The 23,506-nt window shown below is 58.4% G+C and carries 18 protein-coding genes and 1 pseudogene; 7 read left to right on the top strand and 12 right to left on the bottom strand.

Going from position 1 to position 23,506, the window contains the following annotated elements:
* The first annotated feature begins 6 nt into the window (after positions 1–6).
* Positions 7–1,194, top strand: a complete 1,188-nt coding sequence (locus tag GTU76_RS01455; RefSeq protein WP_180697913.1) for a pyridoxal phosphate-dependent aminotransferase — start codon at positions 7–9, stop codon at positions 1,192–1,194.
* A gap of 29 nt (positions 1,195–1,223) precedes the next feature.
* On the opposite strand, the pseudogene GTU76_RS01450 reads toward GTU76_RS01455, so the two are convergent.
* The 5 genes and pseudogenes from GTU76_RS01450 to GTU76_RS01430 form a co-directional block, all read right to left on the bottom strand.
* Positions 1,224–2,144 (bottom strand): annotated as a pseudogene (locus GTU76_RS01450) (2-hydroxyacid dehydrogenase); the annotation flags it as partial.
* A gap of 13 nt (positions 2,145–2,157) precedes the next feature.
* Positions 2,158–3,456, bottom strand: coding sequence for an MFS transporter (locus GTU76_RS01445; protein WP_180697912.1), 1,299 nt, complete (start codon positions 3,454–3,456; stop codon positions 2,158–2,160).
* A gap of 57 nt (positions 3,457–3,513) precedes the next feature.
* Complete coding sequence (locus GTU76_RS01440) at positions 3,514–4,533, bottom strand: sugar kinase (protein ID WP_180697911.1); 1,020 nt, start codon at positions 4,531–4,533, stop codon at positions 3,514–3,516.
* Entirely contained in the window at positions 4,526–5,308 is a 783-nt protein-coding gene (locus tag GTU76_RS01435; RefSeq protein ID WP_180697910.1) for a sugar phosphate isomerase/epimerase family protein, read from the bottom strand. Before GTU76_RS01435 ends, GTU76_RS01440 begins: the two co-directional genes overlap by 8 nt.
* Positions 5,309–5,458: 150 nt before the next feature.
* The gene (locus GTU76_RS01430; RefSeq protein ID WP_180697909.1) at positions 5,459–6,487 is read right to left on the bottom strand and encodes a LacI family DNA-binding transcriptional regulator; all 1,029 of its coding nucleotides are present in this window, start codon (positions 6,485–6,487) and stop codon (positions 5,459–5,461) included.
* 234 nt (positions 6,488–6,721) lie between these two features.
* Here GTU76_RS01430 and GTU76_RS01425 point away from each other — a divergent pair, with 234 nt between their 5' ends.
* From GTU76_RS01425 to GTU76_RS01415, 3 genes are all read left to right on the top strand, one after another.
* A complete protein-coding gene (locus tag GTU76_RS01425; protein ID WP_180697908.1) occupies positions 6,722–7,576 on the top strand; it encodes a hypothetical protein in 855 nt (284 codons plus the stop codon).
* Between the two features lie 104 nt (positions 7,577–7,680).
* The gene (locus tag GTU76_RS01420) at positions 7,681–9,765 is read left to right on the top strand and encodes a hypothetical protein (protein WP_180697907.1); all 2,085 of its coding nucleotides are present in this window, start codon (positions 7,681–7,683) and stop codon (positions 9,763–9,765) included.
* 249 nt (positions 9,766–10,014) lie between these two features.
* The gene (locus GTU76_RS01415) at positions 10,015–12,456 is read left to right on the top strand and encodes an autotransporter outer membrane beta-barrel domain-containing protein (protein WP_180697906.1); all 2,442 of its coding nucleotides are present in this window, start codon (positions 10,015–10,017) and stop codon (positions 12,454–12,456) included.
* A gap of 49 nt (positions 12,457–12,505) precedes the next feature.
* Here the strand turns inward: GTU76_RS01415 and GTU76_RS01410 are convergent, their stop codons facing one another.
* The 4 genes from GTU76_RS01410 to GTU76_RS01395 all read right to left on the bottom strand — a co-directional run bounded on the left by GTU76_RS01410 (position 12,506) and on the right by GTU76_RS01395 (position 18,277).
* Complete coding sequence (locus GTU76_RS01410; protein WP_016984455.1) at positions 12,506–13,015, bottom strand: hypothetical protein; 510 nt, start codon at positions 13,013–13,015, stop codon at positions 12,506–12,508.
* Positions 13,016–13,182: 167 nt separating this feature from the next.
* Positions 13,183–13,824, bottom strand: coding sequence for a DUF1345 domain-containing protein (locus GTU76_RS01405; RefSeq protein ID WP_016984456.1), 642 nt, complete (start codon positions 13,822–13,824; stop codon positions 13,183–13,185).
* A 181-nt stretch (positions 13,825–14,005) separates the two neighbouring features.
* Positions 14,006–17,104, bottom strand: a complete 3,099-nt coding sequence (locus GTU76_RS01400; RefSeq protein WP_180697905.1) for an efflux RND transporter permease subunit — start codon at positions 17,102–17,104, stop codon at positions 14,006–14,008.
* Positions 17,105–17,119: 15 nt separating this feature from the next.
* Positions 17,120–18,277, bottom strand: coding sequence for an efflux RND transporter periplasmic adaptor subunit (locus GTU76_RS01395; RefSeq protein ID WP_016984458.1), 1,158 nt, complete (start codon positions 18,275–18,277; stop codon positions 17,120–17,122).
* Between the two features lie 266 nt (positions 18,278–18,543).
* Here GTU76_RS01395 and GTU76_RS01390 point away from each other — a divergent pair, with 266 nt between their 5' ends.
* Both GTU76_RS01390 and GTU76_RS01385 read left to right on the top strand, forming a co-directional pair.
* Positions 18,544–19,245, top strand: a complete 702-nt coding sequence (locus tag GTU76_RS01390; protein ID WP_016984459.1) for a response regulator — start codon at positions 18,544–18,546, stop codon at positions 19,243–19,245.
* Between the two features lie 4 nt (positions 19,246–19,249).
* Positions 19,250–20,551, top strand: a complete 1,302-nt coding sequence (locus GTU76_RS01385) for an ATP-binding protein (protein ID WP_175554430.1) — start codon at positions 19,250–19,252, stop codon at positions 20,549–20,551.
* A 111-nt stretch (positions 20,552–20,662) separates the two neighbouring features.
* Here GTU76_RS01385 and GTU76_RS01380 read toward each other — a convergent pair whose 3' ends face one another.
* From GTU76_RS01380 to GTU76_RS01370, 3 genes are all read right to left on the bottom strand, one after another.
* Positions 20,663–21,424: an anti-sigma factor gene (locus GTU76_RS01380; protein WP_175554429.1), complete on the bottom strand. Its 762-nt coding sequence runs from the start codon at positions 21,422–21,424 to the stop codon at positions 20,663–20,665.
* The gene (locus GTU76_RS01375; protein ID WP_219342024.1) at positions 21,424–21,906 is read right to left on the bottom strand and encodes a sigma-70 family RNA polymerase sigma factor; all 483 of its coding nucleotides are present in this window, start codon (positions 21,904–21,906) and stop codon (positions 21,424–21,426) included. The genes GTU76_RS01380 and GTU76_RS01375 overlap by 1 nt, the downstream gene beginning before the upstream one ends.
* A gap of 63 nt (positions 21,907–21,969) precedes the next feature.
* The gene (locus tag GTU76_RS01370) at positions 21,970–22,503 is read right to left on the bottom strand and encodes a tetratricopeptide repeat protein (RefSeq protein ID WP_180697904.1); all 534 of its coding nucleotides are present in this window, start codon (positions 22,501–22,503) and stop codon (positions 21,970–21,972) included.
* Between the two features lie 158 nt (positions 22,504–22,661).
* Between GTU76_RS01370 and GTU76_RS01365 the strand changes: the two genes are divergently transcribed.
* The gene (locus tag GTU76_RS01365) at positions 22,662–23,435 is read left to right on the top strand and encodes a class I SAM-dependent methyltransferase (protein WP_180697903.1); all 774 of its coding nucleotides are present in this window, start codon (positions 22,662–22,664) and stop codon (positions 23,433–23,435) included.
* Positions 23,436–23,506 lie beyond the last annotated feature (71 nt).

The raw sequence follows: 23,506 nt of genomic DNA, 5'->3' as shown, positions 1-23,506 counted from the left end.
ACGTACATGCGCTATTCAGCCTTGACCCAACGAATCGCCGGCGAAGGAGCAGCCGCCTGGCAGATTCACGACCGAGCGCTGGAGTTGCGCGCCGAGGGTGTCGATATCCTGCTGCTGAGCGTGGGCGATCCGGATTTCGATACGCCACTGCCGATCGTTCACGGCGCGATCGACAGTTTGCTCGCTGGCGATACCCATTATTCCGAAGTGCGTGGTCGTTTGGCGCTGCGCAAGCTGATCGCCGAACGCCATCGTCGGCGCAGCGGGCAAGCGGTCGATGCCGACCACGTGATCGTCATGCCCGGTGCGCAATGCGCGGTGTATTCGGTGGCGCAATGCTTGCTGGATCCGGGCGATGAAGTGATCGTCGCCGAACCCATGTACGTCACCTACGAAGGCGTTTTTGGCGCTTGCGGCGCAACGGTGGTGCCGGTGCCGGTGCGCCCGGAAAACGGTTTTCGTGTCGACCCGGTCGATGTCGCTGCGCGCATCACCCCGAAAACCCGCGCCATGCTGCTCAACAGTCCGAACAATCCCAGCGGTGCGAGCCTGTCACTGCTGATCTGGCAGGAACTGGCCGCACTGTGCGTGCGGCATGACTTGTGGCTGATCAGCGACGAGGTCTACAGCGATCTGCTTTATGAAGGTCAGCACGTCAGCCCGGCGAGTCTGCCGGGCATGGCTGAACGCACGGCGACCATCAACAGTCTGTCGAAATCCCACGCCATGACCGGCTGGCGCCTCGGCTGGATGATCGGGCCGAAATCGTTGGCCGAGCATTTGGTCAATTTGTCGTTGAGCATGCTCTTTGGGCTGCCGGATTTTGTGCAGAAAGCCGCGCAGATTGCGTTGGAAACAGATTTGCCGGAAGTGACGCAGATGCGTGAGGAATATCGCCTGCGCCGGGATCTGGTCTGCGAGCGTTTGAGCGGTTGCCCGGGGCTGTACCCGATTCGCCCCGATGGCGGCATGTTTGTGATGGTCGATGTGCGCCAGACCGGGTTGGGCGCTCAGGCGTTTGCCGAGCAGTTGCTGGAGGGCTATGGGGTTTCGGTCCTCGCCGGTGAGGCGTTCGGGCCGAGTGCGGCAGGGCATATCAGGATTGGTTTGGTGCTGGATCGGGTGAAACTGGCGGATGCCTGTGCGCGGATTGCGCTTTGTGCGGCGCAGCTTCTGCAGATGCGCAGCGCCTGATGGTTTTGTGTTGCCTGTAGCGGCCTCTTCGCGAGCAGATTTTCCACCGCACACCGCGCCATCGCCTCGCGCGTTTCATGCGTTGCCGAGCCCATGTGCGGCGTCGCCACCACATTACTCAGCTGCAACAACGGCGAGTCATGCGGCAACGGCTCGCGCTCAAACACATCCAGCCCCGCCGCACGAATCCGCTGGTGACGCAGCGCATCAATCATCGCCGCCTCATCGACCACTTTGCCCCGCGAGATATTGATGAAGATGCTTTCCGGTCGCATCAGCGCGAACTGCTCGGCGCCGATCAAGCCTTCAGTCTGCGCCGTCAGCGGCAAGGTCAGGCAAATGAAATCGGCCTGCTTGAGCAAGTCTTCAAGGCTTCGATACTGCGCATCAAAACGCGCCTCGACCGCCGGCTTGCGCGACTGGCTGTGATAGAGCACCGGCATGCCAAACCCGAAATGCCCACGTTGCGCCAGCGCTTCGCCGATGCGACCCATGCCGATGATGCCCAGCGTCTTGCCATGCACATCGGTGCCGAAATGCGCCGGGCCGATGTTGCGGCTCCATTGACCGCTGCGCACCATGTTCGCCAGTTCCACCACACGCCGCGCGGCGGCGAGGATCAGCGCGAAACCGGTGTCAGCGGTGGTTTCGGTGAGCACGTCCGGGGTGTTGCTCAGGAGGATCTTGCGCCGGGTCAGGTAATCGATGTCGTAGTTATCGACACCCACCGATACGCTGGCAATGGCCTCGAGTTGTGGCGCGAGATCGAGCAACGCCGCATCGAGCTTCAGGCTGGCGCCGAGCAAACCGTGGGCGCGGGGCAGGGCATCACGCAATTGCATGAGGCCGTCGGCATCGAGGCTATTGATCAGCGTTACTTCGTACTGTTCCTGCAGACGCGCCATCAGCGCGGGCGAAAGTTTCTTGTACAACACGACCTGTTTTTTCATGGCAGAAGTCTCTTCAGGAATGCGCTGGCACGGCAGGCGTGGCAACGGCTTTGGCGACGACGCGATCACTGGCGCCGGGCTTGAGAAAAATCGTCAGCACCACCGACAACAGCAACGCGCCGCTCATCAGCAGATACGAAGCACCGGGCGAACCGGTGGAGCTGTTCAAATAACCGACCAGATACGAGCCGCCGAACGAACCGAGCGCGCCCATGCTGTTGATCAACGCCATCGCGCCACCGGCAACGTTGGCCGGGAGAATCTCCGGGACGATGGCAAAGAACGGTCCGTAAGGCGCGTACATGCAGGCGCCGGCAATCACCAGCAGCGTGTACGACCACCAGAAATGCTCAGCACCCAACGCGTAAGAACCGTAAAACGCGATGGATGCGATCAGCAGCGGCGGCCAGACAAAGCGTTTGCGCTTCTGCAACTTGTCCGAACCCCACGACACCACAAGCATGCCGATCACCGCCGCCAGATACGGCAGCGCCGACAGCCAGCCGGCCTCGATCATGTCCATTTGCGCGCCGGCCTTGAGGATCGACGGCAGCCACAGCACAAAGCCGTAAACGCCGATGCTCCAGCAGAAAAACTGCAGCGCCAGAATGATCACCTTCGGCGAACGGAAGGCCTCGGCGTAGTTCTTCACCGCTTTGATACCGACCTGTTCAGCCGCCAGCGCACTTTCCAGATCCTGCTTTTCCTGGTCGTTGAGCCACTTGGCCTCGGACGGACGATCATCGGCCAGGCGCCACCAGATAAATGCCCAGAGCACCGCCGGCAGGCCTTCGATGATGAACATCCAGCGCCAACTGAAATGCTGCACCAGATAACCCGAAACCACCGACATCCATAGCATGGTCACCGGGTTGCCAAGGATCAGAAAAGTGTTGGCCCGCGAGCGTTCGGCACGGGTGAACCAGTGGCACAGATAGACCAGCATCGCCGGCATCACAGCGGCTTCGACGACGCCGAGCATGAAACGGATGACGATCAGCCAATAGGCGTTGGAAACCACGCCGGTCAGCGTGGCGAGGCCGCCCCAGAGAATCAGGCTGACGAAAATCAGTTTCTTCACGCTGTGTTTTTGCGCGTAGATCGCGCCGGGCACCTGGAAGAAGAAGTAACCGAGAAAGAACAGCGCGCCGAGCAGCGACGACAGCCCCGGGGTGATCATCAGATCGGCAGCCATGCCGGACGCAGCGGCGAAGCCGTAATTGGCGCGATCGAGATACGCCAGGCTGTAGGTGATGAACACGATGGGCATGATGTACCACCAGCGGCGGGTGGCGAGGGTTGCGGTTTTCATGGGTCTTGCTCCTGAGCTTGTTGTTTTTGTCGCAGCAGGTTCAATTATTTGCGGTGATCAGGCTGGCCTCTTCGCGAGCAAGCTCGCTCCCACATTTGGAATGCATTCCCCTGTGGGAGCGAGCTTGCTCGCGAAGGCGGCCTCAAATTCAACGGATAACTCCAGGCGGGTTGGAAGGCCCTCCATATCCCCGCGACTCTGCACCGCCCGACTGCCAATCCAGTTCGCACGCTGCACCGCCTCGGCAAAACTCTGCTGTTCGAGCAGGGCACTGATCATCCCCACTGCAAAGCCGTCACCGGCACCGACCGTGTCGACGACATGCGCCACCGGCACACCGGCGACAAATCCCGACGCCAGGTGCGTTCGGTAATAAGCGCCTTCCGGGCCAAGCTTGATCGCCACCGCCTCAGCGCCCTGATCGAGATAAAACGCGGCAATGTCCGCCGGATCGTCAAAACCAGTCAGCAAGCGGCCTTCACTCAGCCCCGGCAACACCCAATGGGCGAGGGCGGCGAGGCGGTTGATTTCGGTGATCATTTCGCGCTCGCTGGCCCACAGGCTCGGGCGCAGATTGGGATCGAACGAGACGCTGCGCCCGGCATTGCGCATGCGTGTCATCAGCTCGAAAGACATCTCCCGCGCCGAAGCGGAAAGCGCCGGTGGAATGCCAGTGGCGTGCAGATGGCGAGCGCTCAGCAGGCTTGTCGAGATCGACTGCGGCGACAGATGACTGGCCGCCGAACCGCGCCGGAAATACTCGACCTGCGGGTCGCTGCCGTCGTCATTGCGCGATTTGAACTGGAAACCGGTCGGGTGCTGTTGATCGACATCGACATGGCTGCAATCCAGACCTTCCTTGATCAAGGTCTCGACCACAAAGCGCCCGAGCGAATCATTGCCAACCCGACTCAGCCAGGCGACGTTGAAACCCAGACGCGACAGCCCGATCGCGACATTGCTGTCAGCTCCGGCGATGCGCTTGTGGAAGTGCTCGACCGCCGCCAGATCACCGGTCTGCTCGGCGACCAGCATCGCCATGGTCTCGCCGAACGAAAGAATATCGATCTCAGACATGAGCAGGCTCCAGACGCGATTGGCCGAGGCGGGCGAGGGCGGCGACGTGCTCGGTGGTCAGTTGCACCAGATCTTCGCCCTGCAACGGGTATTCGGCCGCGCGCATAACGCCTTGGGCCATGTGCCGCAGCAGTTGTTCCCACAGATGCAGGTCGCTGACGGCGGGCGGCACCGCCACCAGTTTGCCGTCGGGGCGGCGGGCCACGGCTTTGCAGTGCACATAGCCGACATGCCGGCCGAGCAGGCGTGCAGCGCTGGTGGCGGACTGGTCCTGCCACTGCCAGTTGCCGATATCGAAAGTCATCTTGATTGGCAGATTGTGCTGCTCGACGGCGGCGAAGAAACGCTGAAACGGTTCGATGCGTCCGCCGTGCAAGGTCTGGTCGTTTTCCACCAGCAGTTGCACCGGACTGTGCTGCAAGCGTTCGGCCAAGGCTTGCAGATCATTGTTGTCGGTGAAGTAACCGAGAGAAACTTTCAGCCATTTCGAACCGAACGCTTCGGTCTGTTGCAGCGCGGTAATCAATTCGGGATTCGGTTGCGCCTGACCGGCCAGCCACAGTTCGGTGGGTGAGGAATAGATGCTTTGCAAGCCTTGCGCCTGAGTGGCCATGGCCAGTTGCGCAGGGTCTTCACGGGTCAGCAATTCTTCGCGCCACTCGATGCGATTGGCCCCGGCCGCAGCCAGAACGTCGATAAAAGAAGCTTGCCCTCGCTGACGCACGAGCTCGGCACCGTAGCTGGACAGACTGATGGAAACGGCGGGTTTGTTCATTGTTATTGACCTCTGAAACCGGTTTCATTTTTGTTCAAAAAAATATCGATGAGTGATGTGTTGTTTTTGCTGGCCCCTTCGCGAGCAGGCTCGCTCCCACAATGGAATGCGATCACCTGTGGGAGCGAGCCTGCTCGCGAAGGCGTCAGCTCAAACACCTGAAATCCCAATGGTCGACCCACGCTCAACCAGCACCGGCGCAAAATCCACCACCCGCGCCACCTCATCATCCCCACGCAAACGCTTGAGCAAACACTCAAACGCCCGCGCGCCAATCTCGGCCGTCGGTTGAGCCAGCGCGGTAATCCCGCTGCCCACCAACGGATACCAATCCAGATCATCCAGAGCGATCAGCCCGACATCCTCGAACAACCGGCAACCCATCTGGTGCAACGCCGTCGTCGCGGCCAACGCCGCAACGCCATTGGCGCAAAACAGCGCTTTTGGGCCATTGCCGGGTGTGTTCAAAAAGGTTTGAAGTTGTGCGCTCAGATCATCGCCGGTTTCCAGCACCGCCCCAGTCAGCGCCGAGCGCTGGGCAATCTGCGCCTGAAAACTGCTGACCCGCTCGATCCGCGAACTGGTGCCGTCATACGGTTCAGTGACCAGCACCAGATCCCGATAACCGCGCTGCTCCAAATGCGCCAGCGCCATCTCCACGGCTTGCGGGTTGTTCAGCCCGACCATGTCGCTGTCGAGACCGTCGACCTTGCGATCCACCAGCACCAGCGGCATCTCGCGACGCAGCTCATGCAGTTCATCACGATGATGGCCCAGCGTGTTCACGATCAGCCCTTCGATGTTGTACGAGCGCAGCAGTGCGAGGTGCTGGCGTTCCTGCTCGTCATCGCGGTCGGTGTTGCACACCACCAGGCTGTAACCGTGCGCACGGCAAGCGGTTTCCACCCCGTGCATCACGGCAATCGAATAAGGGTTACGGATATCGGCGACGAGCATGCCGATCAGGCGGGTACGCCCGCGTTTCAGGCCGCGAGCCATCTGGTTGGGGCGATAGCCGAGTTCCGCGATGGCCTGCTCGATGCGCAGGGCAATGGTATCGGAGAGCAGGGCACGGTCATCGCCGATGAAGCGCGAGACGCTGGCCTTGGAGACCCCTGCGCGTTCGGCGACGTCAAGCATGGTGACGCGGCTGCGCTGAGCGGCAGAAAAGACGTTCAATTCGGTAGACCTTATTTTTGGAGGGTAGCGTTTCAATGTGCAAATACCGCTGAAACCGGTTTCAGAAGACACTATCAGACCCGGGCCGTCAACCTTCAAATGCGTCAGAAACATTCATGGCAAGTTGAATTTCCGACAGGCGGCTGCTTTACCTGTCAGATCTGACAGTAGGCAGTTTCCCAATAGCAGCGCTTAATTTCTTCAGGCCAAGATGACCAGCCAGTGAGAGACTCCATGCCGACCAAAGCGCCAATTACAGCCAGTAGCACATTGAGTTCCGCTGTGCTCCTGAGCCTTCCGCGAGTGGACGGAGTTGACCCCCAAGATCCGGCCGGAACATTGCCGCCGGATGCAAAGCAAGTCGGCATCGTCTGCGTGATTGACCGCTGGCTGAGTTTTCCTGTTTCTGGCGCGCGCAAAGACCGTGTGGAGATTTTCATTGTTGGTAACCCCGATTTTGTCGCTTGGGCCGAATATGGGGTCGCGGACGATGCTGTGGAATTTCGTATTTCAGTGGCTCCCGAGAAACTACCGGATGTGGCGACGTTCGAGTTGTTTTATACGGTACGTTCGATCAACCCGACGACGTCGGAAAAACGACGCCTGACCTATGCAATCGTTGCGCCACCGCAACGATTGAAAGAGGCGGGTTTTCCCGACGCAGACATTTGGGGGTATATCGGTTGTCATAAAAATTATCCCGACGATCCGGAATCCTTGTTTATCTGGGAAGGGGTGCGCGTCGAGATTCCTTTTGATGATTTATTTGATCTCAACGATGTCCTCAGAGTTTATTGGCAAGCATGGGGCTCTCTATACGGGCCAGGAGAACTAGTAGATCCATTAACGCCAGAGTTCGAATTCAATGAAGTTGTGACTGATGTTGTAAACAAGCAAGCGGTGAAGTTGGTGATAAAACCATTTGCCTCACATATAGAGCCGATGCGAAACAACCATTCAGCGACCGTCAATTACCAGTTGTTGCGAAATGGAATTCCTATATTTCGCTCTTTTACCGGGCTGGTGAAAGTAGACAGGGTGATTCCGGGACAAAGCGAATATTGCGCTGACTCAAGTTGGATGACTTGATCAGAGCGTAATAGTGGCAGCGATATCACGACTGCAGTTGGCGGCGTTCGCCATTGTCGAAGATGCATGGATTGAAGACATTTTCTACGCAATGGAGAAAGCACATGACAAGTATTCAAACAACGGCGTCAGGGTCACCAATGGGCATTTTGGCTGCGCCTACCCCGGAGTTACCGGATGGGCGCGGTCCAACCGGGAACATTATTCCGATAGCCGCGATCCCTGTGGGCGGCCCGCTGACACTGATGGTCAAGACTAATGTGTGGTTGAACCCCAACAACAGGGATCAGATCGCCCTTGATGTCACGCGAACTCAACCTCCGGCCAATCCGTTGCCGTCGGACTTCACGCGGTTACCTAGGGTGAATCTCGGTGACCTGGCCACCCGCCCTGTAGATTTTCCGATCACAGTGCCTACCGACTATCTGGGCGAAGATGCAACCCCGGTCGGACCGACGCCGATCTGGGTTCGTTGCGTTCTGTATGAGCGGGGGCTCAACCCGCTGACCGGTGATGTAATGCAGTTTTTTATCGACCGTACCGGTGCCTGGCAGGCGAAACCTGCACAAACAGGTACAAATCCCGGGCAGACCCCTGGCGCCAGAACAGTTCCGCCAGCCACGTTTCCAAATGCCCCCGGCGATCTCGATGACGCATGGGCGAACCTGCCAGGTAACTCAGGGGGATTGCAGGTAGAAATTGGTACCAGCTACCCCAACTTTCAGGCGGATGACACGTTGACCCTGTACGTGGCAGGAATACGTACCAACCCTCCGCAAGTGCCGCCTTTTTTTAACGGGCCAATGCCCACCGGTGGCAGGCTGTCCATCCCGACCGCAGAGCTGCGCAAGGTAACGAGCGGCCGGGCGTTCATCTGGTTCATTATTACTGATGCTGCTGGCAACCAGAGCGCATGGGGCGTGTATTTCAGAAACGTACGTTTTCTGCCACTTCCTAAATTGGGCGTAATTACCATCCCGGCAAACGAGGATGGTCTGATCGATTTAAATGATGCGCGTGCAGGTGTGAAGGTAAAAGTCAGCCGGTTGGTAGATACAATCGGCACCGACGGAGTGAGCCTGACGTACGGCGATCAACCAGCCCAGGATCTCCAATTCAATGCACTCCCAGAGCTGGAGTTCACCATTCCATGGTCGAGTCTGAGCAAACAATACTTTGATAACCAGACGGGAACGAATTTTGAGTTGGACGTGGTCGTCAAAGCTGACTTGATGCGTGGCGGTTTATCGATCGACGATGGAACGAAAACTGTAAAAACAGATTTCTCGACGCATCCGCCTTATACCGTCGACCCGACGAACCCGCCCCCTGAGGTTAATCCCGAGTTCCGGAAACTGATTGTCCGCGGCCAGGCCCCTGTCACCGACAACGTACTCGGCCCTCATGACGTCGATCAAACAGCCATAGCTCATATCGATGTATCGCCTGTCACAACCGGGACGACATTTCCCGATCCCGAAGCGGGCGATCTGGTCACTCTGATGTATCTCGGGAATCAAGGCGAAATTATCGTTAATTCAGTGTCAGTGACTACGTCGAATATCAATACAGTCATTCCGGTAGAGTTGCCATATACCGTTGTCGGTCCGGGTGGTATTGGACCTAAAGAAGCTTGGTGGATTTATGAAAACCCGGCTCGAAATAATACTCAAGAGGCGGAAAAACAGACGGTAACTGTCAACACTGTAGTCATCGTCCTCGATAAACCGGTATTCCAACGTCCACCGACCGATGGCACCGAATATCCAGACATCATTTGCGAGAGTTTGACGGGGGATGATCACGTTGCGACGTTCAAGATCCAGCCCAATGATCATTTCACCGCCGGGATGGACATCACATTCAATTGGAAAGGCTGGCATGACGACGCTTATACCGTAGATGCACCGGCCGATACCGTGTTTAGTGAGACTCGTCCTATCACCCCGACGGAACTAACGGCTGGTATGTTATGGGAAGTTCCGTATACACCGAATATTCGCAATCTTCCTCGTCCTCCTGATACCCCACCTGATCCAGCCGAGTTTTATGCGGGCTATGTGAAAATCTGGTACTCCACGCCGACTGTACCTACATCGGAAGTTGAAGAAATGGTGGTTTACTTGCTCAACGGTGACTACTTGTACTGCGAGTCGGAACCGGGTTGGAATCCTGCGCCTGCTCCTTAATCGGCAATCCTTGTTATTGCATTGCCGGGAGAGTGAAGTTCTCCCGGTAATGCAACCTCGTTGACGAATAAAAATGTACGTTGCATCACGATTTTCGACGATTAAACCCACTAACAAAGAGGATTATTCCTACAGAGATGGTTCGGGCTTGCAGGTATCCTCTGGCCCCCTCAACCACGGGTGACTGATGGGGCTTGATTATGTGAGCCGTCGTTTTTCCGTCCCGATTAAACTCAATGAGAAGTTAATATGTCGATCGAAAAAAGACTGGGACCGACAGTTTTGAAAATGACTGGCACGCTCTCGTGCGCCGCAGTGCTAGTTGCTTTCTCGGAGGCTTCTTTTTCGCGAAATCTCAATCCTGGCGAGGTCGAAACCGTATCCGTCGGTGCTACGCCAGAAGCCTGGTTCATCCCTTCCACCGCCACGCTCAACCTCAATGGTGGTGATGCGCTTAACATCGTTGTCGGCGGTGGGACGTTAAACGCGAATTCCGCCAACACTTCACAGATTGAAGCCTCCGCAGATGCCCTCGTGACTCTGGATGGGGCGAAGGTGACCGGTAGCAATTTTGACACTGCGCTGAGCTTGACCGACAGCTCGGCAGTGGTATCCGGTAGTACGCTGTCCAGCGATGGCAGGGCACTGTTGCTTGCGCGCGACCTGAACATACCCGTTGGCTCAACAGCGACCGTCACAGACAGTACGCTGGCAGGAGGTTTCTCGGGTGCAGCGGTGACATCCCTCAGTACGTTGAATCTGGTGAACAGCCGGGTTGAAGGGACCGACGCAGATGGGGTTGGCCTCGAACTTTATGGCGGCAACGCCAACATCAGTGCAGACAGCCGGGTCATCGGAGAGCAGAACGGGATCATCTTCGGCGAGGACACCGTTTTGAACCCGAGCGATGTCACCGCACAGAGCGTATTGAAGGTTGATGGGTCAACCGTGCAGGGGCGCACCGGCGCAGCGATCAAAGTCGATTTTGCGACGCCGGACGATCAACCGGTCTTGATCGAAATATCTAACCGTTCGAACCTGATCGGCGGTAACGGCAATATCCTCGAAGTCATCGATGGCGCAGCGGCGCGATTTCAGGTCGACAACAGCCAATTGACGGGCAATGTGGACGTTGCTGACGGTGGAACCGCCGCCGTTTTCTTGCAAAACAATGCCAGCCTTGACGGCAATTTGCTCAACGTTGGATCTGTTTCGCTCGATACCCGAAGCATACTCACCGGTAACATTCAGGGCTCCGGGACTGGCGTCGTGACGCTGGACAACGACTCGATCCTGCACGGTTCGGTTACAGGCGTCAGTACTATGTCCATCGGGCGTGGCGCTGAATGGAACCTGGTTGGCAACAATTCGTTATCGAATATCGAAATGCAGGGCGGGAACGTGAGATTCGGCACGCCCGCCGAGTTCATCCGCCTGGACGTTGCCAACTTGTCAGGCAACGGCCGGTTTTTTTTGGATGCTGACGTGTCCACCGGTGAAACCGACTTTCTCAACGTTACGGAATCAGCCAGTGGCCGTCACGAGCTGGTGGTCGGTGCAAGCGCCAGCGAACCTGTCACTGGTGCACCCGTTCAAGTGGCTAACATCGCTGGCGGGGATGCTCAGTTCGATCTGAAAAACGGTCAGGTTGATCTTGGTGCTTTGGCTTACAAACTGGTGCGAGAGGGCGAAGGTATTTTCCTGCGAACTGATGGGACAACGCCGAGCACAGGTTCACAAACAGCATTGGCTATTGCCGGTACCGCACCCACGGTTATCTATTCGGAAATGACCACTCTCAATACCCGCCTCGGCGACCGTCGCATGGCCGGCACTCAACCCCGGTCGCGATCGGTTGCTGCACTGGACTCAAATAATCAGAACGCGACATCCGGCCTGTGGATACGGACTCATGCCAATCAGTACAACGTCAAGAATGCCTACGGTGATGGTTATAAACAAAATCAGACTGGCGTCTCCTTGGGGGTGGATACCCCATTGCCGATTGGTGATGGCCAATGGTTGATCGGGGTTTTTGTTGGATACAGCACCACTCGCCTTGACCTTGCCCGTGGCAGCGCCGGCACGATCGACAGCACCTATGGCGGGATGTATCTGTCGTGGTATGACGAAATGACCGGGTACTACGTGGATACCGTTGGCAAAATCAACCGTTTCAGTAATGACGTTAAAGTCACCTTGAGCGATGACACTCGAACAAAGGGTGACTTCGATAATTTCGGCATCAGTGGAACCGTCGAATTGGGTAAGCATATTGACTTGAACCGAGGCTACTTCATCGAGCCCTCTGCTCAGGTTGGTGTAGCGACCGTGAAAGGCAAAGACTATAAGTTGGACAATGGACTGCAGGTAGACAGCAACGAGACCCGCTCATTGCTCGGCAAGGTCGGAATGACAGTTGGCCGCGAGGTGGTGCTGAACAATGGCGGCAAACTGCAACCCAGGCTGCACGCGGCGGTAAGTCATGAATTCGTCAATAACAATCGTGTCAGCGTGAATGACACTGACTTCAACAACGATTTGTCCAGCACCAGTCTTGAGCTGACCGCTGGCCTGAACTGGGTGCCAGCCAATAACAAATGGCAGATGTATGGTGAGATAGGGACAAGCAGGGGCAGCAAAGCTGACCAGGAACTAGGTGGGAGTGTCGGGTTAAGCTTCAATTTCTGACCGCATCAGCAAAAAAAAAGGAAGCTTCGCAGCTTCCTTTTTTCCGTCGTCAGTAAGTGTTTTTTCTTTTGCTCAGGTCGGCGGCAACGACAAACTCTCCAGTGATCGGGAATTCTTCGTTGCCGTTCTCTCCTCCATGGTCATAGGTGCCGGACCAAGTACCACTCAGTGTTTTTTCAATGTCGTCATATTTCACTGTCAGGCTCCCGTTCACAGAGACGTGCAGGTCACCCGTCGCGGGATTGGAATAGTAGGTGCTGCTAACATCATCGCTATCTTTCGACAGGTCATATGTCATCGATTGGGGTTTGAAAGGGAACACAAACTCAAGCGTTCGTGTCACACCATCCTTTGTGTATCCAGCTGTCAGGACGTAACGAGTGCCTTCCGGGTAGGGCTTCGGCCCGAAGGAAGGCGCAGAGGTAGATCGAAACTCCATGAATAGAGGAACTTTGACAAACCTGTAGCGTGGATTGGCATCGCCGTTGATCGTGGCCGACAAATAGGTATGCGCTGAAGCTGGAAAGATTGTCGCGTAGGCACGGGCTGCATAGCTCATGAGTTTTATCTCCATACAATATGGTGGGGGACATCCAAAGACTGACCCGTCCTACTTCTGGATGTTGTATGGAAGCCTGAATACAGTACGCCTGTAAACTGTCAGTGTTGACAGTTTACAGGCGTACTTTTTTGTGATTTTTAACGGTTATAACATGCCGTGTTTTTTCAGCCGAACAACCCTGCTGCAATGTTGATCGAGAACCCGAGGATCGCCGTATTGAACACAAACCCGATCAACGACTGCGCCAGCACAATCTTTCGAATATCCCGCGTTGCAACACCTACATCCGCCGTCTGCACCGCTACGCCGATGGTGAACGAGAAGTACAGAAAGTCCCAATAGTTGGGCGTGGTCAGCCCTTCGGCAAAGCGCAACGCCGGTTCCTTGCCATCCCAGGTGTAATACAACCTCGCGTAATGCACGCAGAAAATCACTCCGATCAGCAGCCACGAACCAATCACCGTCAGCGCGGTGAAACCGTAGTGCATGAGCTTGCGCGTGGTTTCCAGATCCTTACTGCCGGCCAGCTCGAAGGTAATGGTCGCCAGACTCGCCAGCGCAGCGATGCACACCACGAACAGCACCAGACCAGCATTTTCGTCTTCGACTTCAGCGATGCGTTTGACGTCCGGGGCCTTGGCACGCACGGTCAGCCAGAACATCAGTATCAGGTAAGTCCAGACACCGGCGTTCCAGCCGATGAGGATTTTGCTGACGATGGAATCGGCGGGGGCCAGCAGGCCGGTGGCGAGGCCGAAGAGGGCCGCGGCAGACAGGCGAGGGTGGGTGCGGGCGAGGAAGCGCATGGGGACTCAATGGGCCAGGGTGGTTCAGACACCTTAGCCCAGCGATGGAGGATATGACCACTGGCTCGAGTTTATGAAGATCCCTGTGGGAGCGAGCCTGCTCGCGAAGGCGTCGGTACATTCAACATCAATGTTGGCAGACCGGACGCTTTCGCGAGCAGGCTCGCTCCCACAGTTTGGATTAATGGCGTTTGGTGAATCGTTGTACGAGCTTCATGACGACAACAAAGAATACCGGCACAAAGATCACTGCCAGCGTGGCGGTGATCATCCCGCCGATCACCCCGGTGCCGATCGCTTGCTGACTCGCCGAGCTTGCGCCCGTGGCAATCGCGAGCGGCACCACGCCGAGAATGAACGCCAGCGAAGTCATCACGATCGGCCGCAGACGCAGGCGGGCTGCCTGCAACGTTGCATCGATCAGGTCGTGACCTTCGTCATACAGGCTCTTGGCGAACTCGATGATCAGGATCGCGTTCTTCGCCGACAGACCGATAATCGTGATCAAACCGACCTTGAAGAACACATCGTTGGGCATGCCGCGCAGCGTAACGGCAAGTACCGCGCCGAGCACACCCAGCGGCACCACCAGCAACACCGAGGTCGGAATCGACCAGCTCTCGTACAGTGCCGCCAGACACAGGAACACCACCAATAGCGACAAGCCGAGCAGGATCGGCGCCTGGTTGCCGGACAAGCGTTCCTGCAACGACAGCCCGGTCCATTCCTGGCCCAGACCTTTCGGCCCCTGCGCAACCAGACGCTCTACTTCCGCCATGGCTTCACCGGTGCTGTGCCCCGGTGACGGTTCGCCGGAAATCGCGATCGCCGGATAGCCGTTATAACGGGTCAACTGCGCCGGGCCCTGAACCCAGTTGGCCTGGACGAACGCCGACAGCGGCACCATGTGTCCGGCGTTGTTGCGTACATGCATTTTCAGCAGATCGGCGACCTGGCTGCGCTGATCACCTTCGGCTTGCACGACAACGCGCTGCATGCGCCCCTGATTGGGGAAATCGTTGATATAGCTGGAACCGACGGCGGTGGACAGGACATTGCCGATATCGGCGAACGATACGCCCAAGGCATTTGCCTGCTTGCGATCAACGACCAATTGCACCTGCGGCGCTTCGGCCAGCGCGCTTTCACGCACGTTCATCAACACCGGACTTTTTTCCGCCGCCGCGAGCAGTTCTGTACGTGCCTGCATCAAGGTCGCATGGCCGAGGCCACCGCGGTCCTGCAAACGGAATTCGAAACCGCTCGAGGTGCCGAGGCCATCCACGGGCGGTGGCAGTACCGAGAACGCCATGGCGTCCTTGATCTCGCTCAGCGCGATATTGGCGCGATCAGCAATCGAGCTGGCGGAATCATCGCTGCTGCGCTGCGACCAATCCTTCAGCGTCGAGAACGCCAACGCGGCGTTCTGGCCGCTACCGGAGAAGCTGAAACCGAGGATCACCACCGTGTCACTGATCCCAGGCTCGCCGGCGTTATGCGCCTCAAGCTGTTCAGCCACGGCTACCGTACGATTCTTGGTCGCACCGGGCGGCAGCTGAATGTCAGTGATGGTGTAACCCTGATCTTCCACCGGCAGGAACGAGGAGGGCAGACGCGCGAAGCACAGCCCCAGTCCTACCAACAGCACAACGTAGATCAGCAGGTAACGACCACTGCGTTTCAGCGCATAGCCGACCCAGCCCTGATAGCGATCGGTCAGGTGCTCGAAGCGGCGGTTGAACCAGCCGAAGAACCCGGACTTCTCATGATGTTCGCCCTTGGCTATGGGCTTGAGCAGCGTCGCGCACAGTGCCGGTGTCAGGGTCAGGGCGAGGAACGCCGAGAACAGAATCGACGTCGCCATCGACAGCGAGAACTGCTGGTAAATCACCCCGACCGAACCTTGCATGAACGCCATCGGAATAAACACCGCGACCAGCACCAGGGTGATGCCGATGATTGCGCCGGTGATCTGCGTCATGGCCTTGCGCGTGGCTTCCTTGGGCGACAGACCCTCGGTGGCCATGATCCGCTCGACGTTCTCGACCACGACAATCGCGTCGTCGACCAGAATGCCGATGGCCAGCACCATGCCGAACATGGTCAGCACGTTGATCGAGAAGCCCAGCGCCAGCATGGTCGCGAACGTGCCCATCAGCGCCACCGGTACCACCAGTGTCGGGATCAGCGTGTAGCGCACGTTCTGCAGGAACAGGAACATCACCGCGAACACCAGCAACATCGCCTCGCCCAGGGTGTAAATCACTTTGGTGATCGAGACTTTGACGAATGGCGAGGTGTCGTACGGGATCTTGTATTCCACGCCCGCCGGGAAGTAGCGCGCCAGTTCATCCATCTTCGCCCGCACCAGCGTCGCGGTGTTCAGCGCGTTGGCCCCCGGCGACAGCTGCACGCCAACGGCGGTGGACGGCTTGCCATTGAGGCGCGTGCCGAACTGGTATTCCTGACTGCCGATTTCCACGCGTGCGACATCGCCGATACGCACGGTCGAGCCGTCGCGATTGGCCTTGAGGACAATGTCGGCGAACTCTTGCGGCGTCGACAACTGACCTTTCACCAGAATCGTCGCAGTGATTTCCTGACTGGACGGATTGGGCAAATCACCGATGCTGCCAGCGGACACCTGGGCGTTCTGCGCCACGATGGCTTCATTGACGTCAGCCGGTGTCAGGTTGAACGCGATCAGCTTCTGCGGATCGATCCAGATGCGCATGGCCCGTTCGGCGCCATACAACTGAGCCTTGCCGACGCCTTCCAGACGCTTGATCTCGTTCATCACGTTGCGCGCCAGATAATCACTGAGCGCCACGTCATCGAGCTTGCCGTCGCTGGAGGTCAGGGTGATCAGCAACAGAAAGCCGGACGAGACTTTTTCCACCTGCAAGCCTTGTTGATTCACCGCTTGCGGCAAGCGCGACTCGACCACCTTGAGGCGGTTTTGCACGTCGACCTGCGCCAGTTCCGGATTGGTGCCCGGCTGGAACGTGGCTTTGATCGTCGCGCTGCCGAGGCTGCTTTGCGATTCGAAGTACAGCAAGTGATCGGCGCCGTTGAGCTCTTCCTCGATCAGGCTGACCACGCTTTCATCGACGGTCTGCGCCGAGGCGCCTGGATACACGGCGTAGATTTCGATCTGCGGCGGGGCGACGTCGGGGTATTGCGCCACCGGCAACTGCGGGATGGCCAGCGCACCGGCCAACAGGATGAACAACGCGACGACCCAGGCAAACACCGGGCGGTCGATAAAGAACTGCGGCATAGAAAAGCGTCCTGCTTACTGACCAGAGGTCTGGGCAAGTGGAAGAGGGGTGTCGTCGATCTGTACTTTTTCGCCGGGACGGGCGTGTTGCAGGCCTTCGATGACGATGCGGTCGCCGGGCTTGAGGCCGCCGGTGACGATCCAACGATTGTTCTGCACCGCGCCCAGTTGCACCGGTTGCTCGGCGACGCGCATCTGCTCATCGACGGTCAGCACCTGAGCAATGCCGGCGCTGTCACGCTGCACGGCACGTTGCGGTACGGTGATGCCGTTCTGGATGGTGGCCTGCTCCAGACGCACGCGAATGAAACTGCCCGGCAGCAAGTCGAGATCCGGGTTGGGGAATTCGCTGCGCAGGATGATCTGGCCGGTACCCGGGTCGACAGTGATGTCGCTGAACAGCAGCTTGCCCGGCAGTGGATACAGGCTGCCGTCATCCTGAATCAGCGTGGCTTTGACCTGATCCTGGCCGACTTCCTGCAACTGCCCGGAGCGGAACGCGCGGCGCAATTCGTTGAGTTCACGGGTCGACTGGGTGAGGTCGGCGTGGATCGGGTTGAGCTGCTGGATCAGCGCCAGTGGTGTGGTTTCGTTTTGCCCGACCAGTGCGCCTTCGGTGACAAGCGCCCGGCCGACGCGACCGGAAATCGGTGCGGTGACGGTGGCATAACCGAGGTTCAGTTTTGCGCGCTCGACGGCAGCCTTGTTGGCCGCAACGTCAGCGGCAGTTTGCCGGGCATTGGCGCGGGCGTTGTCGTAGTCCTGGCCGCTAATGGCCTGGTCATCGATCAACTGGGCATAGCGCTGCTCTTGCAGTTTTGCCTGGAACGCATTGGCTTCTGCCTTGCGCAGTGCGGCTTCGGCGCTGTCGAGGTCAGCCTTGAACGGCGCCGGGTCGATGCGGAACAGCACATCGCCCTTTTTCACGTCACTGCCTTCGCGGAAGGTGCGCTGCAAGACCACACCGGCTACCCGTGCCCGCACTTCGGCGATACGTGGCGCGGCGATGCGGCCGCTGAGTTCGCTGCTGATCGACAGGGGATGCGCTTCGATCGTCTCGATGCGCACCGTGGCCGGTGGCGTCTGATCCTCTGCCTTCGAGGACGAATCACAGCCGCTCAGTGTCAGCGCCATCGCGATCAGGCCGAGCCCGGCCAGCAGTTTGTTCGACATGTACAACCCCCAATATTGATGTCCGCATCCTACGGGCAGACGCCGAGATTAGCGGTGAAGCTTTGTAGGCGCTGTGTGAAATTGTGTAAGGGTTTTGCTCAGGGACGGGTGAGGGCGTATATCCTTCAGGTCTTGAAATTTATTGCGACAGATAGATAGCTTTCGCGAGCAGGCTCGCTCCCACAAGGGATCGCATTCCAAGTGTGGGAGCGAGCCTGCTCGCGAATGGGCCTTATCAGTCGCCACAGCACTTTCTGGATCACCCCATGCCCAACATCCTCCTGGTCGAAGACGACACCGCCCTCGCCGAACTGATTTCCAGCTACCTGGAACGCAACGGTTATTCCGTCAGCGTGATCGGCCGTGGCGACCATGTGCGTGAGCGGGCGCGAGTCAATCCGCCGGATCTGGTGATCCTCGACCTGATGCTGCCGGGCCTCGATGGCCTGCAAGTCTGCCGTTTGCTGCGCGCTGATTCGGCGACGTTGCCGATCCTGATGCTGACGGCTCGCGATGACAGTCACGATCAGGTGCTGGGCCTGGAAATGGGCGCCGACGATTACGTCACCAAACCGTGCGAGCCGCGCGTGTTGCTGGCGCGTGTGCGCACCTTGTTGCGCCGCAGCAGCCTCGGTGAACCGTTGACCGTCAACGACCGCATTGTCATGGGTAATCTGTGCATCGACCTGTCTGAACGCACCGTCACCTGGCGTGATCAACCGGTCGAGTTGTCCAGCGGCGAATACAACTTGCTCGTGGTATTGGCGCGACACGCCGGTGAAGTGTTGAGCCGCGATCAGATCCTGCAACGCCTGCGCGGTATCGAATTCAACGGCACCGACCGCTCGGTGGATGTAGCGATATCCAAGCTGCGCCGCAAGTTCGACGACCACGCTGGCGAGGCACGCAAGATCAAGACCGTGTGGGGCAAGGGCTATCTGTTCAGCCGTTCCGAGTGGGAATGCTGAACTGATGTTTCGCATCCTGTTTCGCCTGTATCTGGTGACGATCGTCTCCTACAGCGCGGCGATCTATCTGGTGCCGGATCTGGTGGTCATGGCGTTCCGGGATCGCTTTGTCACTTACAACCTCGATTATTCGCGCGGTCTGCAATCGCTGATTACCCGCCAGTTTCACGCCGTGCCGCAGGCGCAGTGGCCGGCGCTGGCGGCGTCGATGGACAAGGATTTCCAGCCACTGCACATCGTTCTCGCGCGGATCGACGATGCCGAGTTCACCGCTATCGAGCAGGAGCGCCTGCGCCGTGGTGAAAACGTCGTGCGCATTGGCGATTGGGGCTGGCGCACGCTGGCGGTGACGCCGCTGGACGACATCTCGGCCGTGCAAATGGTCGTGCCGCCGGACCCGATGGACGTCAATCTGTTGTACTGGAGCATCAATGTGCTGGTCGGCGCGACGCTGCTCGCCTGCCTGCTGATGTGGCTGCGCCCCCACTGGCGTGATCTGGAACGGCTCAAAGGCACCGCCGAACGCTTTGGCAAGGGCCATTTGAGCGAGCGCACGGAAATCGCCCCAAGCTCAAACATCGGCAGCCTCGCTAATGTCTTTGACACCATGGCCGGTGACATCGAAAACCTGCTCAACCAACAACGTGATCTGCTCAACGCCGTGTCCCATGAACTGCGCACGCCGCTGACGCGTCTGGATTTCGGTCTGGCGCTGGCGCTCTCGGACGATTTGCCGGCTGCCAGTCGCGAGCGCTTGTTGGGACTGGTCGCGCACATCCGCGAACTCGATGAGTTGGTGTTGGAGCTGTTGTCATACAGTCGCTTGCAGAATCCGGCGCAAACGCCGGAGCAGGTCGAAGTGTCGCTGGATGAATTCATCGACAGCATTCTGGGCAGTGTCGATGAAGAGCTGGAATCGCCGGAGATCGTCATTGATGTTTTGCTGCACGGTCAGCTCGAACGCTTCTCGCTCGATCCACGCCTGACCGCGCGGGCGATCCAGAATCTGCTGCGCAACGCCATGCGCTATTGCGAAAAACGCATTCAGATTGGCGTGCAGGTCAATGCCGAGGGCTGTGAGATCTGGGTCGATGATGACGGCATCGGCATTCCCGATGATGAGCGTGAGCGGATTTTCGAGCCGTTCTATCGACTTGATCGCAGTCGGGATCGGGCTACGGGTGGGTTTGGTCTTGGTCTGGCGATCAGCCGTCGCGCACTGGAAGCGCAGGGTGGCACGTTGACGGTTGAGTCTTCGCCGTTGGGCGGTGCGCGCTTCAGATTGTGGTTACCCACTACCGTCTAGCCTGCGAAGAACTCCCTGTAGGAGTGAGCCTGCTCGCGAAGGCGCCGAATCAGTCGCCAACTTCAGCGCTGGTTGTCCGCGATTTAGAGACGGCGCAGGCCTGCAGTTTTCTTACACTTTCAGCAGCTGCGCGCGCACCAGTCCCGCATGCTGCTCCAGTTCCGCCGACGAATGACGGCCAATCAACATCCACGCATGCTCACGCTCTGTCCAGTACACCACATTCATCTCACGCCGACGCTCATGGGCCAACGGCCGACTGCCGCTGTTTGAGCGCGTGACACACAGCGCCAATGGCCCATGCTTCGCATCCAGATAAACGATCTGCGCAATCGGCACACCGTCGTACTCAAGCATTTGTGCCCGTTTGAATTCAGCGCCCGGTAGCTTCAAAGTCGCTGGCGAAAGGTTCAGGCCCAGGCGCGCATCGACGGTGCGCAGTTGCGCCCGTTGGGAAGCTTCGTCGGTGGGCAGATGATCGAGCGTCTGCGGCACATACAGCGCCATATAGTCGCTGACCAATACGCGCCAGTTGTTCGATTGCGCGGCATGCCAGCCGAGGAACAAGCGGTCGGCCACCACGCCACCGGCCAATAGCGCTGCTGCGGCGCCACCGATAAACCAGCGGCGACTGAAGCCCGGACGCTGCGGTGAAGGAATGGCATCCAGCCGCGCTTGCAGGCGATCCAGCGGCGCCTGTTGCGCCAGTTCGTCATAAGCGTTCTTGTACGGCAGGTTGCTGCGGCTGAGCCATTGCACGCGCAGGCTCAGTAACGGATCTTCGGTAATGGCACTGTCGAGTTGATCGCGATATCCGCCGTCAAGTTCGCCGTCCAGGTAGGCGACCAATTGTTCATCCGAAGGTGTGTTCATCAACGGTCTCCTTCGGTGGATTTCGGCACAGCCTGCAGTGGCGGGTATTCGGCGAGTTTCAGGCGGGCGGTGGCCAGACGGCTCATGACCGTGCCGATCGGTACTTGCAGGATCTCGGCAACTTCGCGGTAGGACAAACCTTCGACATAGGCCAGATACACGGTTTCGCGCTGGGTTTCGGGCAACGCATCGACGCGGCGAATCACTTGCGCGGCCATGACGTGAGTCTGCGCCGCATACTCGCCATCGAACGCCAGTTGGCCATCGGCATCCACCTGGCCCGCGCCCTGACGTACGCGGCGAGCGCGCACTTCGTTGAGCCAGATCGAATGCAGAATACTCAGCAACCAGCGATCCATACGCGTGCCGGCGACGTATTGACCGGCGCGCTCCAGCGCCCGCACACACGTGGCCTGCACCAGGTCCTCGGCCAAATGCCGATTGCGCGACAGCAGCAAACCGTAACGCCACAGTCGCGCCAGATGCTGTCCGAGTTCTGCTCTGAAGGCCTGATCGCTGACGATGATGGCTGCCCTTATAAATGCTCAGGTTTTTGATGAAACGTTGATGGCTTCGGCCAGGTCCTGGTATTCCTCGCAGGACGTACCGCAAATCGATTTGATCTGCTGCAACTGTTCCTGCGCCAGATCGACGCGGCCTTTGATCACATAGGCCTCACCGAGGTATTCGCGCACTTGCGCGTATTGCGGATCAAGCTTCACCGATTGCAGGTAATAACCGATGCCTTCGTCTGTTCTTCCCAGCTTGCGCGTTGCATATCCGCGATAGTTGAGAGCCTTGGCGGTGTTCGGTTGTTTCAGCGTGTCGAGCAGCGCCAGGGCTTCTTCGTAGCGACCGGCCTTGGCGAGGCGATAGGCGTAATCGGTACGGTCAGCGTCCGGCAGCAGGCTGCTGGTTTGCAGCACACACTTCTGCGTTTTGCTGTCCCAGACCTGGCCTTTCGGACATTCCGGTTTCTGCACCGGTGCTTCTTCATCACCATTGGCCAAGGCCAACTGGCTGGACATCGCCGCGACCAGCAGCAACGGGGCGGCGAACATAACGGAACGGATAGTCATGGGCAAGGCTCCACAAGGGGATATGTTTCACTTTGAACACCACAGGGTGAATTTTTATTCATTGCTTTATCAGTGACTGTTCAAGTTCAGCGTAAATTCAAGCGCTATGCTCGGGAGCGTCTGCCGTCGATCCGATGTTTGCCGTAAGGAGAGTTGCCATGACCGATCACGTCCATCATTCAGCCGCTGCGGGCTACAAAACCGCTGCCGACACCTATGTGAAAGGTCGGCCGGACTATCCGCCGCAGGTGACCGAGTGGCTGAATGCGACCCTGGGTCTGGATCGTCATAAAACCGTGATCGATCTGGGCGCCGGCACCGGCAAGTTCACCGGACGTCTAGTGGCGACCGGCGCGCAAGTGATCGCGGTTGAGCCGGTAGCGCAGATGTTGGAGAAACTCTCTGATGCATGGCCCGATGTGCTGGCCGTGAGCGGTACGGCGACTGACCTGCCGTTGCCGGACGCTTCAGTCGATGTGGTGATCTGCGCACAAGCGTTTCACTGGTTCGCCAGCAGCGAAGCGCTGACGGAAATCGCCCGGGTACTCAAGCCCGGTGGCCAGTTGGGGTTGATCTGGAATCTGCGCGACACCCAGGTCAGTTGGGTGCCGAAACTGGACGCCATCGTCAACGCACTGGAAGCTGACACGCCGCGCTATTACACCGGCGCCTGGCGCACAGCATTTCCGCACCCGGCGTTCGAAGCGCTGCAGGTTGTGAGGTTCCACCATGCTCATGCGGGTTCGCCGGAAGACGTGATATTCAATCGAGTGCGCTCAACCAGTTTCATCGCCGCACTGCCGGATGCGCAGCGGGCAAAGGTCGATGAGCAGATTCGTGCGTTGATTATCGCCGAGCCGGAACTGCGTGACAGGGATGTGGTGACGGTGCCGTATGAAACGGCGGCGTATGTTGCGATTAAGCGGGGCTGAGGTAGCCGGGTTGCGAGAACGCCGGGCTAACCCAGCCAATGTTTACCCCGGCTCTGGTTGCAGCCGAGGTA

The sequence above is a fragment of the Pseudomonas crudilactis genome (genome assembly GCF_013433315.1).
Taxonomy (GTDB): Bacteria; Pseudomonadota; Gammaproteobacteria; order Pseudomonadales; family Pseudomonadaceae; genus Aquipseudomonas; species Aquipseudomonas crudilactis.
This window is presented reverse-complemented; position numbering and strand designations above follow the sequence as displayed.

Excerpts from the sequence above, each read along its gene's own strand:
- GTU76_RS01445 (WP_180697912.1), bottom strand. The coding sequence starts at position 3,456 with ATGAAAACCGCAACCCTCGCCACCCGCCGCTGGTGGTACATCATGCCC.
- GTU76_RS01365 (WP_180697903.1), top strand. The coding sequence starts at position 22,662 with ATGACCGATCACGTCCATCATTCAGCCGCTGCGGGCTACAAAACCGCT.
- GTU76_RS01420 (WP_180697907.1), top strand. The coding sequence starts at position 7,681 with ATGACAAGTATTCAAACAACGGCGTCAGGGTCACCAATGGGCATTTTG.
- GTU76_RS01435 (WP_180697910.1), bottom strand. The coding sequence starts at position 5,308 with ATGAACAAACCCGCCGTTTCCATCAGTCTGTCCAGCTACGGTGCCGAG.
- GTU76_RS01440 (WP_180697911.1), bottom strand. The coding sequence starts at position 4,533 with ATGTCTGAGATCGATATTCTTTCGTTCGGCGAGACCATGGCGATGCTG.
- GTU76_RS01410 (WP_016984455.1), bottom strand. The coding sequence starts at position 13,015 with ATGAGCTATGCAGCCCGTGCCTACGCGACAATCTTTCCAGCTTCAGCG.
- GTU76_RS01415 (WP_180697906.1), top strand. The coding sequence starts at position 10,015 with ATGTCGATCGAAAAAAGACTGGGACCGACAGTTTTGAAAATGACTGGC.
- GTU76_RS01425 (WP_180697908.1), top strand. The coding sequence starts at position 6,722 with ATGCCGACCAAAGCGCCAATTACAGCCAGTAGCACATTGAGTTCCGCT.
- GTU76_RS01405 (WP_016984456.1), bottom strand. The coding sequence starts at position 13,824 with ATGCGCTTCCTCGCCCGCACCCACCCTCGCCTGTCTGCCGCGGCCCTC.
- GTU76_RS01390 (WP_016984459.1), top strand. The coding sequence starts at position 18,544 with ATGCCCAACATCCTCCTGGTCGAAGACGACACCGCCCTCGCCGAACTG.
- GTU76_RS01380 (WP_175554429.1), bottom strand. The coding sequence starts at position 21,424 with ATGAACACACCTTCGGATGAACAATTGGTCGCCTACCTGGACGGCGAA.
- GTU76_RS01400 (WP_180697905.1), bottom strand. The coding sequence starts at position 17,104 with ATGCCGCAGTTCTTTATCGACCGCCCGGTGTTTGCCTGGGTCGTCGCG.
- GTU76_RS01385 (WP_175554430.1), top strand. The coding sequence starts at position 19,250 with ATGTTTCGCATCCTGTTTCGCCTGTATCTGGTGACGATCGTCTCCTAC.
- GTU76_RS01455 (WP_180697913.1), top strand. The coding sequence starts at position 7 with ATGCGCTATTCAGCCTTGACCCAACGAATCGCCGGCGAAGGAGCAGCC.
- GTU76_RS01395 (WP_016984458.1), bottom strand. The coding sequence starts at position 18,277 with ATGTCGAACAAACTGCTGGCCGGGCTCGGCCTGATCGCGATGGCGCTG.
- GTU76_RS01370 (WP_180697904.1), bottom strand. The coding sequence starts at position 22,503 with ATGACTATCCGTTCCGTTATGTTCGCCGCCCCGTTGCTGCTGGTCGCG.